This is a genomic window from Pricia antarctica (genome assembly GCF_900101815.1).
Taxonomy (GTDB): Bacteria; Bacteroidota; Bacteroidia; order Flavobacteriales; family Flavobacteriaceae; genus Pricia; species Pricia antarctica.
On the sequence record NZ_FNAO01000015.1, the window covers coordinates 1 to 15,384 of the forward strand.

Annotated in this window: 8 protein-coding genes; all 8 read left to right on the top strand. The window is 43.2% G+C overall.

Annotated features, from left to right (window positions below; translation table 11 throughout):
• On the top strand, positions 1-468 hold a 468-nt coding region (locus BLT07_RS19685), incomplete at its 5' end, for a FecR family protein (protein ID WP_139205177.1).
• Between the two features lie 207 nt (positions 469-675).
• On the top strand, positions 676-4,047 hold the full coding sequence (locus tag BLT07_RS19690) for a TonB-dependent receptor (RefSeq protein WP_175455381.1): 3,372 nt from the start codon (positions 676-678) through the stop codon (positions 4,045-4,047).
• A 26-nt stretch (positions 4,048-4,073) separates the two neighbouring features.
• The gene (locus BLT07_RS19695; RefSeq protein WP_091874132.1) at positions 4,074-5,534 is read left to right on the top strand and encodes a RagB/SusD family nutrient uptake outer membrane protein; all 1,461 of its coding nucleotides are present in this window, start codon (positions 4,074-4,076) and stop codon (positions 5,532-5,534) included.
• Positions 5,535-5,760: 226 nt separating this feature from the next.
• Positions 5,761-7,872 (top strand): beta-N-acetylhexosaminidase family protein, encoded by a 2,112-nt coding sequence (locus BLT07_RS19700; RefSeq protein ID WP_091874135.1) that lies wholly within the window; start codon positions 5,761-5,763, stop codon positions 7,870-7,872.
• Between the two features lie 145 nt (positions 7,873-8,017).
• On the top strand, positions 8,018-10,645 hold the full coding sequence (locus BLT07_RS19705; RefSeq protein WP_091874138.1) for a hypothetical protein: 2,628 nt from the start codon (positions 8,018-8,020) through the stop codon (positions 10,643-10,645).
• Positions 10,646-10,669: 24 nt separating this feature from the next.
• Complete coding sequence (locus BLT07_RS19710) at positions 10,670-11,698, top strand: TolB family protein (RefSeq protein WP_091874140.1); 1,029 nt, start codon at positions 10,670-10,672, stop codon at positions 11,696-11,698.
• A 268-nt stretch (positions 11,699-11,966) separates the two neighbouring features.
• Positions 11,967-14,126 (top strand): glycoside hydrolase family 20 zincin-like fold domain-containing protein, encoded by a 2,160-nt coding sequence (locus tag BLT07_RS19715; protein ID WP_217633361.1) that lies wholly within the window; start codon positions 11,967-11,969, stop codon positions 14,124-14,126.
• Positions 14,127-14,354: 228 nt separating this feature from the next.
• Positions 14,355-15,383 (top strand): TolB-like translocation protein, encoded by a 1,029-nt coding sequence (locus BLT07_RS19720; protein ID WP_091874142.1) that lies wholly within the window; start codon positions 14,355-14,357, stop codon positions 15,381-15,383.
• Position 15,384: the final 1 nt, after the last annotated feature.

The following is a 15,384-nucleotide window of genomic DNA, read 5'->3' on the forward strand; positions in this document are numbered from 1 at the left end:
ACAATGGACGTCAGGGTATTGGGCACTAAATTCAATATTATGGCATATCCCGAGGACCGGGAAATAAATACCGTTCTGGTCGAAGGCTCCGTCAGTCTTTACAGTTCTGGAAGGGACTATGACCCCAAAAAGGCCAATATGCTTTCGCCGGGATACAAATCGGCATGGGACAGGTTTTATGAAAAAATGGACGTTGAGAAAGTGGACACGGATATCTACACGGGATGGATTGATGGAAAACTGGTAATCAAGGAAATGTCCTTTAAAAACATCGTACCTAAATTGGAGCGCCACTATAATGTAAGCATCGACAATACATATGAAGCCCTAGACAATGAAGTCTTTACGGCCACTTTTGATATAGAGACCATTGATGAAGCGTTAAGAATATTTGCGGAGGAAACTCCTTTCCAATATGAATTCAAGAAGGACCGTATTACTATATACCGACCAATACTAAATAATTGAAATAACCGCCTATGCATTAGACCATTGAAAAAAATCGTATCAATAAAACTTGGTCGGTTGTCATGTAAAAAAAATCGGAAAATGCTCTAACATTTTCCGATCAGTGATAATCGACTAGTAGCAGTCAACAAAAAACTTTACAAAAATATGAAAAATTATGATGAAAAGGGTTTTTTTAAGCCCTGTTCGCTAAACCTCAATCTATCTATGAAACTAACCGCTATTCTTCTGTTAGTTTCTATCTTCTCCGTTGAAGCGAGCGTATATTCCCAGAAAAACAAAGTCACCCTAGATCTTGAAAGGGTGCAAACGAGAAGGGTACTGGAAACGATAGAGTCCCTTACCGACCTGAAATTCTTTTACAACAACAAGAACATTGATTCCGATAGGTTGGTTTCGGTAAAGGTCATAGAAAGACCGGTATCTGAAGTTTTGGATATCCTGTTCAAAGGTACTTCGGTCTATTATATTCTGCGAAAAAAACAGGTGGTCCTTAATCTCCGCAACATCGAGAAACCCGCTTCTAAAGATAGCGGGGACCCACTATTGATTACTGATCAAGAAGTTGTCCAACAATCCGTTTCGGGCACTGTAACAGATGAAAACGATGCGCCCCTGCCTGGCGCCAACATTCTTGAAAAAGGAACTACAAATGGTGTACAATCCGATTTTGACGGTAATTTTTCTCTAACCGTCGGAGATGATGCCGTATTGGTAATATCCTATATTGGTTTTAAAACCGTTGAGATACAGGTGGATGGACAGTCCAACATTTCCGTAAGTATGGAAGAAGATGCAGCTGGTCTCGACGAAATAGTCGTTGTCGGCTATGGACGGGTAAAGAAAGCGGATTTAACAGGTTCGGTCGGATCGGTAGACGCTGCCGACCTACAAGAAGTAAAGGTGTCAAACGTACAGCAGGCGCTTTTAGGAAAGGTAGCCGGGGTACAAATCAAGCCAAACGATGGTACTCCAGGAGCCCCTCCGCAAATAATAATTAGAGGCGTGGGCAGTCTTTCCGCTGGATCGGACCCGCTGTATGTGGTAGACGGGTTTCCCGTACCGGATTTACAGACCCTGAACCCGGACGATATTCAAAGCATGGATATTCTTAAAGATGCATCGGCTACCGCAATCTATGGTTCAAGAGGGTCCAATGGTGTTGTATTGATTACAACAAAAAGAGGTCAAGAAGGCAAGGCCAGGATTAATCTGGACATTTCCAGCGGATTGCAGGAGGTTTCCCAAATCCCTCACTATATGAATGCGTTTGAACAGGCTACCTATGCCTATTGGGGCTCCTATTTCAGGACCTTGGATTTGGGTGGTGACGTCTCAGGGCCACCGGAAGGCTGGCAATATAGGGTTCCTCAGACCGCTTTGGACATTCTTGATGGAAAGCCGGGAACCGCGGATGTTAATTGGATCGAAGAGGTTTTAAGGACAGCACCCGTGTCTAGCTATCAACTATCCGCTTCAGGGGGTAGTGAAGATATAAAATATGCGGTAAGCGGGGAATATCTAGACCAAGAGGGAATCATTATAGGAAGTAGCTTTTCCAGATATTCCCTACGCGCCAATTTGGATGCCCAGTTGACAGAAAAATTAGCCCTAAAAGTAAATCTAAACCCCTCTTATACGGAGAGGTTAGGCGAAAATCCAGAGGGTACCGGGTATGGCACATCTATTTTGGGGAACGCAACGAGTATAAATCCTTATTCCCCAGTCTACGACGAAAACGGAGACTATTTTGTTATTAACGGACTGCCTGAAGTTGGAAATTTCCCTAATCCTGTGGCGCTTGCAAACGAGGTCACGGACAAGACAAGTAGGACCAATTTTTTTGGAAACATTGACCTTTCATATTCTATTACCGACGATCTCATTTTTAATGTGATGGCCGGTGCTAATCTCTCGTCTAGCAGAAATTTACGTTTTGTACCGGACATACCTAGCCTTATTCGCGCCACACCTTTTGGTTCAGATACTACCGAACAAGTGGTGAACTGGATTTCGGAATTTACTTTAAATTATGACAAAAATTTTGGAGAGCATCATATTACCGGGTTAGCGGGTTTTACGACCCAAAAAAATAAATTTGAATCGAATTTTTTGGAAAGCGACAAATTTCCCAATAACCTGATCCCTTACCTAAATAGTGCGGGCGGAATCCTTACCAATGGAGGTGCAGGAATTTCCGAATGGTCATTGATTTCTTATCTGGGCCGGGTCAATTACGATTTCGCAAATAAATATTACATGACCGCCTCGATCCGTACAGATGGGTCCTCACGTTTCGGTAGTGAAAATCGGTATGGGGTCTTCCCTTCTGCCGCCGTGGCGTGGCGAATTTCGGAAGAAAACTTTCTTCAAGATTTCGACGCCATTGACAATTTGAAGTTAAGATTGAGTTATGGCGAGACCGGCAACAACAATATCGGTAACTATGCGTCATTGGCCACTATAGATAATGTCAATTATCCATTGGCCAATAGCCCGGTCGGCGGTTTTGTTCTCAACAGGATTGGTAACCCCAACCTTACATGGGAAAAACAGGGATCCTTTAATATAGGGCTAGATGTCAGCGCATTCAATAGTAGGGTGAATTTTACTTTGGATGGCTTCAGAACTATTAACAAGTCTCTGCTTTTAAACGTAAATATCCCCGCGATTACCGGATTTACCAGTTCACTTCAGAATATCGGAAAAATTGAAAACAAAGGATGGGAACTGGGGATTAACACCGTAAACTTTAGGGGAGACTTCCGATGGACCACCGATTTTAACATATCTTCTTATCAAAATGAAGTTCTCAAACTAGGCCCTGAAGGAGATCCAATCATTGGAAATAGGCACATCACCACAATCGGTGAGCCGCTTGGAGCGTTCTACGGTTTAGTACAGGATGGTATTTTTGAGACCCAAACAGAATATGACCAAGGCCCGATTTATAACCCTGGAGGATCTAACAGAACACGTGTTGGCGATGTGAAATTTAGGGATTTTAGTGGGCCCGATGGAGTTCCAGATGGCGCGATTGATAGTTATGATAGGGTGATTCTAGGTAGCCCATATCCCGATTTTTATTATGGAATGACCAATCGTTTCAACTATAACAGCCTTAGTTTAAGCATCTCCTTACAGGGAGTGCAGGGAAATAAGGTGGGGAGCCTTGCAAGAGACGTCGGCGGGCGCAATGAATTACGTGTGAACCAGTTGGCCCTATATAACGATTTTTGGAGATCGGAAGAAGAACCTGGAGATGGCAACGCACAACGGCCGAACGATGAGCCCACAGGAGGTATTCGCGAGTTCAGTACCCAAAAACTCGATAATGGGTCCTACCTTAGGATCAACAATATCTCCCTTGGCTATGAACTTCCTACTAGCGTTGTCGAGAGACTCAAAATGCGTTCTATTCGCCTTTATGTGAACGCAAGTAATCCTTTTACCTTCACAAAATTTGAAGGCTTTAATCCGGATGTAAGTAGAGGCACCGACCCTCTTGCGCCTGGCGAGGATAACAATAACTATCCATTGGCAAAAACATGGACCTTAGGATTGAACTTGGGATTTTAGCCTAATAAATTAAGTAAAACAAAATTATGAAAAGTATATTTTATTTTTTGACAATAGCGTGTTTGTTGACCACAACTTCATGCCAAAAGGATTTCATTGAAATCAGCCCCAAATCAGAAGGAACTTCTGAGCTGCGGTATAAAACGGACAAGGATTTTAGCGATGCAACGATAGGTGTTTATCGCGAATTTCAGGACGTGTACGATTTTTGGTGGCAATTCGGGGATGTGCCGGGCGAAGATGTCATACAGGCAGCTCTTCGACTTCCGGAACTTGTTCGCATCGACGATTTTTCGTTAGATGTCAACAATGACATTTTACTGAGCGCTTGGTTAGAAAATTACCAAGTAATCTCAAACGCCAATAAGCTATTGGCCGAAGTTGAAGATGCAGACGTATCCGTAATTGTCAACAAGGAAAGGTATATCGGGGAGGCAAAATTCCTCCGCGCTCTTGCTTACTTTAATCTAGTAAGAATTTTTGGTGATGTCCCTATGGTCACAGGGCCTTTAACGACCGAACAAGCCTTGGAGACCCCTCGAACCTCTGTAGATGTCGTCTATACCGATTTAATAATTCAGGACTTGCTTGATGCGGAAACCAAATTACCCGAAACATATGCTGCCGACAATGTTGGAAGGGCAACAAAAGGTGCTGCAAAGTCATTGTTGGGCAAAGTATATTTAACTATTGGCGATTTTGTCCAAGCCGAATCAAAACTGATGGAGGTAACTAATATGGGCTACTCCTTACTTGACACTTTTGAGGATCTCTTCGACTTTGATAATGAACATCATAGTGAGTACATATTCGATATTGAATACATTGACGGGAATATTGGTCTTGGCAGCCCCTTTACAAGACTTTTTACGGTAGAAACTCAGGATGTTGGCCCCTTTAAGGAATCATTATATCAGACTTTTGGTATTGAGGGAACCGAGGGCGGCGGACGTGGAACTCCTAATTTAGATTTTATCGATTTGTTCGAACCGGGCGATCTTCGTCAATATAGAACCGCTACCACGGGAATTTTCGACAATGAAGGGAATTGGATACCCATACCTGAAAATGCTGCCCTCCATGCAATATCCCTTAAATACATCACACCTGTTGGATCCGGCGGCAGCAAGACAAACTGGAGGGTCATCCGATATGCCGATGTTCTCTTGATGTTGGCCGAAGCGATGAACGAAAATAATAAAACCCCCGAGGCCCTTACGTATTTAAATCAGGTCCGTACTAGGGCCGGATTGGATGGTTATACCGGATTGGCCCAATCGGAAACGCGTGAAAAAATTGCTTTGGAACGAAGGTTTGAGTTGTTTTTGGAAGGGCAGCGATGGTTTGATCTGGTTAGGACCGGACGAGCCTTGGAGGTTCTAGCCCCTCTTGGCATACAGTCTCACCAGACAATTTTTCCGATTCCACAAACCCAGATAGAAGTGGTGAACGACCCTTCGATTTTAGATCAAAACCCTGGGTACTGATTTCATTCCTAAATTAAGATAGTTAATAGGTTAATGTCTCCATTATTCCATGGCTAAAATCAATGTAGACTAATTTTGTGAAGTTTAAAGTTCTGACTATACTTCAAAGTTTAGGCCGGATAGGTATAAATACATATTTTGTTCCAACGTCATGATATTCAAAATATTGAAGATTGGAGTGAAGTAAATTTAAACAAGCTTTTAAACGATTAAAAAGAAAGATAAAATGAAAAAGTGTTTTTTTACATGCGTAAGTACTTTTCTATTACTTGTTTCCTGTTCAGATTCCGAGAAAAGATTGACCTTGGATATCCAAAATAGTTTACAGAATTCAACTGTTAAGTATGCCATAAACGAATTCAGGACGAAGTTGGATACAACGAAGTTCGTATTAAATTCTACGGAACCCGACTGGGTAATATCCACCGAACTAGATAGCTCTTTAGGTGATGAGGCATTTGATATTAGTGTTTCGAACAATAAGCTAGTAGTAACTGGTGGAAACGGGGCAGGTATTATGTATGGTTTTTCGAATTTAAAGGAACAATTTGCTAATGGGAATACCGTAATCGAACCAGTTCAGGAAAGTCCTCGTTTTGAATTCCGGGCACTCAAGTTTAATCTACCCTGGTCTTCATATCGGAACGGGGAGGCACTGGATCTTCACAGGGAGACTTGTCGGGATACCGTGTTTTGGCGTTCTTTTTTGGATATGATGGCGGAAAACAGGTTCAATAAGTTGACGCTCTGGAATCTTCACCCATTCAATTATCTGGTCAAAACGAAGAAATACCCTGAGGCGAATGGGTTTTCCGATACCGAAATGAAAGAGTGGGAGAGTTTTTGGCATAGCCTTTTTAAAATGGCAAAAGATAGGGGAATAGAAACCTACTTAATCAATTGGAACATATTCGTTTCACCAGAATTTGCCAAAGCACATAATGTGGCCAAATATAGTATTGACAATGAATACTTTACAGAAAAAGGTGATACCTCTCCAATTATAAAGGATTACATGGCCGAAAGTGTTAAAGAAGTAATTGACAAGTATCCTAATTTAACGGGATTGGGCATAACATTGGGCGAAGGTATGGGTGGGATGACGGCAGAGGAACGTGAGGAGTGGCTATTAGACGGCTATATTCAAGGAATGCGTAGTGCGTCCAGAAAAGTTAAGTTTATACATAGGGTGCCTTTGTCCGCGGGCAAAGGTAGTGGCGGATCTACCAGCGCATCGGTCGAGCAAATGACCAGACGAACCTTGGATACGCTCAGTATCGCAAAAGGTCCCATCAATATTGAGTTGAAGTTCAATTGGTCGCATGGTCTTACTACACCCTACTTGGCCAAAGTACACGGTGGAGAGCTAACGGATGCCTATTGGAATCCTATGCCAGAGAACTATAGACTTGCATGGATGATTAGAAACGAAGATGTTTTTGTACTTCGTTGGGGCCAACCAGATTTTATTCGGGATCATATCAAAGAGAATGGGCACCCATACGTAAACGGCTATTTTGTAGGGTCGGAGACCTATATTCCCGCAAAGGACTATATTACATCGCTGCCAAATACTTCCTATCGTTATGCATTTGATCGTCAATGGATGTTCTACAAAACTTGGGGCCGTTTGCTTTATAACCCAAAGACTCCCGATCAAGTTTTTATTGATGCCTTTGATTCTCGTTTCCCAGGTTATGGCAAAAAATTATTCGAATCACAATCACTAGTAAGTCAAGTTCCTTTGATTGTGGCCACATATTGGGATGCTACCTGGGACCATACGCTCTATACAGAAGGATTTATAGGGTTAACGCACCCAGGTGGTATGAAGTTACTATCACTTGAACAAATGATCGAGAAACAGCCCATGGATCCAAAATTCATGGGAATCGAAGAGTTTCTTGCCAACGGTTCAAAACAAATCGATGGCAGAACAACCCCTATCCAACTTGCCGATTCCATCAATTCATTTTGTTCCAAAGCACTGGAAGATGTGGAACATACTGACACGGCCAACAACAATGATTTGCTGTACGAGGTCTCCGATATTCAGACTTGGGCACATTTAGGGATATATTTCGCCGAAAAATTAAAGGCCGCTGTAGCTTATCAGCAGTATTTAGAATCAGAAAATAAGGATTTTCTGGAACAATCCATAAAGAATCTCGAAAAAGCCACGCAGCACTGGCATAAGGTAGTCGAGATAACTTCGCCCATATACGACCCGATGCCTCTGCAACCCTATGAACATAATGATAATGAACTATTCCATTGGTCAAAAGTAGAAGAGGAGGTTCAACAAGAACTGAAATGGTTGAAAAATGAACTCAAATAAAATTTTATTTCCTCCCAGGGATATTAAATAGTGGCAAACACTACGGTAGAATAAAATAGGTAATTGCCAAATGTAAGGTGTTAGGTCCATAAAGGAAAAGCCTCTAAGAACTTTAAGATATAATAATCTGTTTAATTTTTTTAAAATGAAAAGACATTTACTAGCAAGATTTATTTTATCGTTCTTGTCGTTCCTCTTTAGCATAATCTCTTTACATGCGGGTGTAGGCGAAAAATCACCGGCTTTATCGATTATTACCGACAAATCACCTGGTGCTTCGGTTGAACACGGTCTCACTAAATTGATGGATGCTTTGGAGGAGAGGAATATCAGTTTTGAAAAAGTAGGGTCGATGGAAGAAGCCAATGGGGCCAGCATAATTGTAACGGGGCTGTCTTCTGGAGAAGGAATTGCTGCCGGACTCTTGAAAAATGGAAACCGTTCCATGCCACAAGTACCTGAAGCCTTGACCATATGGAGAACGGATTGGCAAAAAACACCAGTATGGGTAATAGGCGGATATGATGACCGGGGGCTTATGTATGCTCTGCTTGATGTTGCAAATCGTGTTGGTTGGAGCAACGATGTCAAAAATCCAATGGAAGGGGTCACGGAAATTACGGACGAGCCGGATGTGAGCGAGCGTGCAATTTCGATCTATACCATGAACCGGGCCTATTGGGAAAGTAAATTTTATGACGAGAGCTATTGGGAGAGTTATTTGGACATGTTGGCAAAGAATCGGTTTAATTCATTGGTCATTATTTTCGGGTATGAGAACGGCGGCTTCCTGGCACCGGCATATCCCTATTTTTTTGATGTCGAAAGTTTTCCTGATGTGAAGATGGTGGGTATCAGCCCCGAAGAGCAGAAACGCAATCTGGATACATTCAACAATTTGATTAAAATGGCTCATGAAAGGGGAATTGGGCTAACAGCTGGAATTTGGGATCATATTTATAGGGGAGGCGTGCAGGGAGGCGGTATTCCGGGCACCAAAAATGCTCCCGACCAACCTATGGAGGGTTTGGTATGGGGTGTGAATGCGGAAAATCTCATAGACTACAATAAAACCGCATTAGCCAAATTCATCGACACATTTCCCGATCTGGACGGCATACAATTCCGTATGCATAATGAATCGGGACTGGAAAAGGGAGAACAGCTAGGTTTTTGGTCGGATGTATTCGAGATGATCAAACAAAAAGCTCCGAACCTCCATCTTGACCTTCGCGCCAAAGAGTTGCCGGAACCGGTAATTCAAAGTGCCATTGACATTGGGGTAAATTTCAGGATTACGACGAAGCATTGGATGGAACAGATGGGTATGCCGTACCATCCCACCAAGACCAATCCCGAGGAAAGTCCCATTCGCCATAGTTATGCCTATCTGCTCCGGTATCCGAAAAAATACAAAATACATTGGAGGCTCTGGAACGGTGGCACTACGCGAGTATTGCTATGGGGCAGTCCGGAGTATGTACGTCGATTTGCGGAAAGTACTCATCTGTACGATGGCGATGGCTATGAAGTGAACGAACCCTTGGCCACCAAAATGGAGGCACAGCCGCATGATGAGAAACCATTTGATCTATTGAAGCCTGATCATGTTTACTACAAATACGAGTTTGAGCGCTATTGGCATTTCTTTCAGGTGTTTGGCCGAATCGGCTATAATCCCGACACTTCGACCGAAATATGGGATAAAGAATTCGAAACTCGTTTTGGCAAAAAAGCCGGGCCCATCATCGAATCGGCCCTGCACAAAGCCAGTTGGATTCTACCCCGCATCATAACCTCTGTCTATCCTTACCGAGGATTCCCGACCACTCGGGGTTGGGCTGAAAAACAGCGGCTTGGGGATTTGCCCGAATATGCCAAAAACGCGGGAAGCGACCTTATGCAGTTCGCTAATTTTGATGAAGAGGCCAAGCTGCTTGTTGAAGGTGGGGAGACTCCAAAAATACTTCCTTCCTCCAACAGCTTGTGGTTTGAACAAATCTCAAAAGAAGTTGACCAATTGATTTCCGATGCGGAAAAGGCTATTGGAACAAATCCCAACAAGGAGTTTGTTTCCACGGTAACCGATCTTAAGATTCTCGCGAACCTGGCCCTTTATCACTCACGCAGGATACCTGCTGCAGTAAGCTACCGTTTGTTCGAGCGTACCAAGAACGTAGCTGCGTTAGAAGATGCCATTGCCTATGAACAAAAGGCTATCAAAGCATGGCGACAGATTGTGGACGCCGCCGACGGGGTATATGCCGATGACCTGAAAATGGGTGTCTGCGTACACGATCTTTGTGGAAGCTGGAAGGACGAACTCGTACTCTTGGAAAAAGGATTGGTCAGCTTGGAACAGAATAGAAAAAGTATTACTCCTGAAAAAAACGCATCGGCGGTTACACCAAAATATAAACCTGCATCACAAGCCGACAATCAGGAATTGTTTCATATCGTCCATACACCTGTCACCGAAGCCCCCGTAGGAGAACCAATAGAAGTCAATGCAGAGGTAAGTGCTCCCGCCGGGATAGAATGGGTGCGCCTGCGTTACCGCAATGTAAATCAGGACAAGGAGTATCAAACCATGCCTATGGAAGCAACGGGAGAGAAAAATTCATACCGGGCTGTAGTGCCCGCTGATGAAATCGACCCCAAATGGGATTTCATGTACCTTATTGAAGTTATGGATAACAATGGCAACGGCAGCATTTATCCCGATTTGAACAAAGAGACACCTTACAAATTCATAAAATTAATCAGGCAATAAATAATGATATAAATATTCTTGACAATGAAAACACTATTCACATTCCTATTTTCTATTTTGCTTTTGGCACCATCTTTTGCGCAACACCCAAAAGAGAGAAAGGAGGGCAACCCTTTGGACCACTTGCCTGAAAATGTTGAAATCCTGACCTATTTCGGGGAACGGGCCGATTTTTCCCCAGACAATAAACGAGTAGCATTTATGGCGAAAAGTTTTGGCGATGCCATGGTGATCGACCTTGAAACGCGCAACATCGATTGTTTGACGTGTAATGTGCCAGGTGCGGCCTTTCTTCGGGTTATGCATCTGGTTACCGGGGATTATCTGCTAATCGGTCCTGATAATTTTCAGGATATCGAAACAAGCCGTTCAAGGGACAACGAACTTTGGTTCTTAAGCAAGGAACCGGGGTCTAGACCGATAAAGATTGGGATGAAGATGAGTGAAGGCGCTGCAATATCCAAAAATAGTATGAAAATAGCATTTTCCCAAGTACATGCACAAAACCCCGAACTTCCCGAAGGGGCATCGCGTATCATAATGGCCGAGTTGGACCTATCGGGCAGCGTGCCCCGACTTACCAATCAAAAGACAGTCTTCGAAAGTCCGGACAGGAGTTGTACAGCCGAGGCACAGGATTTTTACGACAACGACACGAAATTGATATTTGCTTGTTATGAACCAGATCATATGAGTTCAGCCATGGGAATTGATTTAAAAACGAGCGAGGCAATCAACCATACGCCAATTCCGGAGACATACAACGAACCGGAAGGTATTTTGCCCGACGGAAAATACACTTTGGTCGAATCGGACAGGCAGACCGAATGGTTGGGTGGAAGACGCGGGCCATGGAATATAGATATCTGGAAGGTAAAATTGGATGGAACAGGAAATGACTTTCAACGTCTTACGAACTTCAACGACTATGAGGGAGGCAAAGCTTCAAATCCCGTAGTATCCACGGACGGAAAATATATGGCCTTTCAATTGGCGAACAATACAGACCCTGCTGGTGTCGGTTACGGCATATTACTCTATAAATTCGATTGATTACATACAAACATGGACGATTCACTGATTGGAACATTTAGGAGTATTTGAATAATTTAAAAAAAGGGAAGGGGTTGTATGTTTGGCTTTTTCGAGCCGTCGAACCAAAAACCAGATGTCTATGGGCAGATCGGGACCAACGATATCCGACGATGTGGGGAAGTGATTGTAGTGGAACAATAGGAGCGTATGATGCGAGGGTATCACGTATGGCGCTGTGAGAAACTAGTAGGGAAAGCCCCCGGGTCTACTCGACAAAAATGATATTTTGATCGGATTCCAATTGGATGTAATGGAAAGAGCACGTTTTATAACTATTTTTTTTATCGGATTTACCCATTTGGTAGTTTCACAAACGGTGGATGTCCAGTATGATAAGTATTCTTCCACAGCAGCATATGCCGGTAGGAAATTGGAAAAATCCCTTTTGGGGCAGGGGTATCAGGTAAAGGGAGAACAGGTCGATTATTCCATCAATCTTACCCTGGATGACAAAATCCTGGACAAGGAGGCTTATGCCATAACAAGGGAGGGAAACCACATAACCATTACCGGAGGAGATGGAAAGGGTCTTATCTATGGGAGCCTTTCACTTGCTGAGGATTTGGGAAATGGCGTTTCCCTTGAAAAAACGAAAGCAAGGAACCAAATTCCAAATTTAGCTTTCCGTGCTATAAAGTTCAATCTTCCATGGGACGCCTATCGGGAAGGTTATGCGATGGACCTTCACATGGAAACCTGTAGGTCTGTCGATTTTTGGGAATCATTTCTGGATATGATGGCAGAAAACCGGTTCAATGCCCTGACATTATGGAACTTACATCCATTTACTTTTATGATCAAACCCAAGAACTTCCCGGAGGCAAGTCCCTTTACAGATCGGGAAATGAAAGAATGGCAAGATTTGTACCACACTATTTTTCGAATGGCGAAGGAACGGGGAATCGAGACCTATATCGTAAACTGGAACATATTCGTCTCATCAGAGTTTGCCAAAGCACATAACGTGGCGCTCGAAAATCTGAAAAATCGTATTCATTATGGAATTGGCGATACTTCTGAAGTTGTGAAACGATATACCAGGGAATCCGTAACCCAGGTTCTTGAGGAATATCCGAACCTATCAGGCCTCGGGTTTACCCATGGGGAGGCCATGAGAGGTATGACCCCAGCACAACGACAAGATTGGTTTAAAGACACCTTTATTGAAGGCATACGCCTTGCAGATCGCAAGACCAAACTTATACACAGGATTCCTCTTTTGGCCGATAATGATGCAGAACAGTTGACTCGGGATGCTATGGAGGAGCTTGATTTTTTGGAAGGACCTATATGGGCGGAAGTAAAATTCAATTGGTCGCATGCCCATTCTACCCCAAAGTTTATAAAAGTACATGGCGGTAAACTGGGCGATACCTATTTCAAACCTGAGCCCAAGAACTATAAGATTGCCTGGATGGCAAGAAATGAAGATTTTTTTTGCCTCCGTTGGGGCGAGCCCAATTTTATTCGAAAACATATAAGCACCAATACACAAAGTTATGTGGGCGGATATTTTGTGGGGTCCGAAGGGTATATCCCGGCAAAGGATTATTTTACAAAAATAACGGATTCCGTAGATTGGAAATATGCCTTTCAACGCCAATGGCTTTTTTATAAACTATGGGGCAGATTGCTATATGACCCTTCAACTCCCGACGCAGTTTTTGAAGCAGCGTTTACAAGACGTTATGGAAAAGAAGGTGAGAATTTGCTCCAAGCCTATTCGCTTGCCTCGACCGTCCCTTTGCGCTTGGCCTCTTCTTTCGATTTTACCTGGGATTTTTCGCTCTACAGCGAAGGGTTCATGGCTATGAACGGACAAAGTATGGACTATATTTCCATAGACCGACAAATCGAGCAACAACCGGCGGACCCTAACTATGTATCCGTCAGTGATTATGTCAAAAAACGGCTTTTGGGAGAATCTTTTTCAAAAGATAGAATTACGCCCCCTGTTCTCGCCAATATGCTTGAAAAGGATTGTCAAATGGCCTTGCGCCTGATAAAAAACATCGATATCGATAAAAATAATTCCCTGCTGTACGAGGTGGCGGATATAAAAGTGTGGGCCAACTTGGGAATGTATTTTGCCGAGAAGCTGAAAGGAGCGGAGGCACTGCAAACTTATCGCTTGGAGGGAGGGGAAAAAAACAAGCAAAATGGGATAAAGCATTTGCAAAACGCCCTTGGTTTTTGGGATAAGGTCATTGTGATAACCAGTCCCCTATACATGGAAATGCCGTTGGCGGCGTATAGTTACCCACATGAAGGAAATGCATCGGTAATTAATGACAATCGAAAATTTCATTGGAAAAAGCTACGGCCGGAAGTAGCCAAGGATATTGTAATAGCTAAGAATACCGTGGTAGAATCGAATGGGCAATAAGAATTGACAAATATTATACAAAATACATCTAGCTAGTCTCATCAGGGACCTGCAACTATAACCGTATTAAAATTATGTTATGATGAAAAAATATATTTAACAGCAAGATTTATTCTGGAAGTCCTATCATTTTTTTTGGCATCATCCTATTGGCTCAATACGAAATTTAGATAGACATACTTTGGTTATGTCGAATACGTTTAACCGAAAACCATAAAAGCTCATAACATGAAAACATTATTTATACTCCCGCTACTTATTTTATTCGTTACACAATCATTTTCTCAAAAATTACAGGAAAGAAAAGAGGGCAGCCCATTAGAAGGTTTGCCGGCTAACATTGAAATATTGACACTTTTTGGTGAAAGGGCCGATTTCTCGCCTGACAACAAACGTGTAGCCTTCATGGCCAAAAGTTTTGGCGATGCCATGGTAATCGATTTGGAGACCCGAAAAATCGACTGCCTAACCTGTAATGTACCCGGTGCGGCGTTTCTAAGGGTAATGCATCTGGTTACAGGGGATTATCTTTTGATTGGGCCCGATAAGTTCGAGGACATCGAGACCAGTCGGGCTCGTGATAATGAACTTTGGTTCCTGAGTAAGAAACCCGGATCGAAACCGATTAAACTGGGCATGAAGATGAGCGAAGGCGCGGCAATTTCCAAAAAGAGTCTTCAAATCGCCTTTTCGCAGGTTCACGCCCAAAATCCCGAACTTCCCGAGGGTGCATCGCGTATCATAGTCACCAAATTGGATCTATCCAGCGGCACTCCCAAACTTGTAGATCAGAAGGCTGTATTTGAAAGCCCGGATAGAAGTTGTGTTGCAGAAGCACAGGATTTTTATGACAACGACACCAAGTTGACCTTTGCCTGTTATGAGCCTAAGGGCATGTCATCGGTCATGTCATTGGATTTGAGTACGGGCGAATCCACGAACTTTACTCCCACGCCTAATGTTTATGACGAGCCTGAAGGTATAATTCCGGGAGGAAAATATACACTGGTCGAGTCTGACCGGCAGTGTGAGTGGCTAGGTGGGAAGAGAGGATATCGTAACTGCGATATATGGAAACTCCGAATGGACGGAACCGAAAACGATTATGAACGCTTGACGAAATTTAATGATTATGTCAACGGAAAAGCCTCCAATCCAGTAGTATCCACGGACGGTAAACACATGGCCTTTCAGTTGGCCAACCCAAATGACCCCGCAGGTGTGGGTTATGGCCTTTTACTTTATAAATTCGATTAAA

Bases quoted from the DNA above. Each gene is read 5' to 3' on its own strand.
- BLT07_RS19690 (WP_175455381.1), top strand. From the start codon at position 676: ATGAAACTAACCGCTATTCTTCTGTTAGTTTCTATCTTCTCCGTTGAA.
- BLT07_RS19695 (WP_091874132.1), top strand. From the start codon at position 4,074: ATGAAAAGTATATTTTATTTTTTGACAATAGCGTGTTTGTTGACCACA.
- BLT07_RS19700 (WP_091874135.1), top strand. From the start codon at position 5,761: ATGAAAAAGTGTTTTTTTACATGCGTAAGTACTTTTCTATTACTTGTT.
- BLT07_RS19705 (WP_091874138.1), top strand. From the start codon at position 8,018: ATGAAAAGACATTTACTAGCAAGATTTATTTTATCGTTCTTGTCGTTC.
- BLT07_RS19710 (WP_091874140.1), top strand. From the start codon at position 10,670: ATGAAAACACTATTCACATTCCTATTTTCTATTTTGCTTTTGGCACCA.
- BLT07_RS19720 (WP_091874142.1), top strand. From the start codon at position 14,355: ATGAAAACATTATTTATACTCCCGCTACTTATTTTATTCGTTACACAA.